Consider the following 872-nt stretch of genomic DNA (forward strand, 5'->3'; position numbering starts at 1 on the left):
CTGTTGGTACAACGGGTGATTCATACGATAATGCGTTGGCTGAAACGGTTAACGGGCTTTATAAAACAGAGGTGATTGAATATTTAAAACAGCAGTGGCAAGGTGTGAACGATGTTGAATTAGCAACCCTAGAATGGGTCGATTGGTTTAACAAAACTCGCATTCATAGTACGATTAGTTATGTGTCGCCTTTTGAGTTTGAGAGACGATACTATGATAGTCTTTGTGAGTCAGACAAAGCTGCCTGACTCAAGCAATCCACTCTCCGATATAGTCGGGGCGGTTCATCAGGACTATAAGACCAGATTTGCCGCCATTACCGATATCATTAGATATATCGAGTTGTACTACAACCAAACGAGAATTCAAAAGGGTTTAGGCTATAAATCGCCAAGACAGGTGTGGTTTGACTATTATCGTCATGCTGCGTAATCAAAATCTCCCAAGTTTAGTTATACGGATTTGACAGCAGGGGTCAGAGCTTTCATCGGTGCCCCATTGTCTGAGTGTAGCACCACCCCAGTGTGCAATGCATTCTCACTGATTAAAGTACGCTCAAGCAGCTGAGCTGCCAGTACACCTGACTCGTGGTCATAAACCTCCCAGCCAACAATTTTACGGCTATAGACATCCTCTATCATGTACAAATAATAGAACTGACCCCGTACCGGACTTGGCAGATAGGTGATATCCCAGCAGAACACTTGGCAAGGGCCAGTGGCAGTAAAGGTCTTTGGGGCGCTTGAGGCTTTAGGGGCAAGTGCACGACCGCGGTGAGCCAATTGCTCATGCTGCCTCAGCACCCGATAAAAGGTAGACTCTGAGCCATGATATATCCCCTCATCAAGCAGGGTCGGTACAATTTGGGTGGG

Annotated in this window: 1 protein-coding gene and 2 pseudogenes; 2 read left to right on the plus strand and 1 reads right to left on the minus strand. The window is 46.1% G+C overall.

Features of this window, described 5'->3' with window-relative positions; all coding sequences use genetic code 11:
- Both EI164_RS16445 and EI164_RS16450 read left to right on the plus strand, forming a co-directional pair.
- A partial coding sequence (locus EI164_RS16445; protein WP_192520967.1) for an integrase core domain-containing protein occupies positions 1 to 248 on the plus strand: 248 nt, incomplete at its 5' end.
- A 37-nt stretch (positions 249 to 285) separates the two neighbouring features.
- Positions 286 to 432, plus strand: a pseudogene (locus EI164_RS16450) (IS3 family transposase); the annotation flags it as partial.
- 29 nt (positions 433 to 461) lie between these two features.
- Here the strand turns inward: EI164_RS16450 and EI164_RS16455 are convergent.
- Positions 462 to 872, minus strand: a pseudogene (locus tag EI164_RS16455) (DDE-type integrase/transposase/recombinase); the annotation flags it as partial.

Origin of the sequence: Psychrobacter sp. FME13, from assembly GCF_014861395.1 — a bacterium.
Lineage (GTDB): Bacteria > Pseudomonadota > Gammaproteobacteria > Pseudomonadales > Moraxellaceae > Psychrobacter.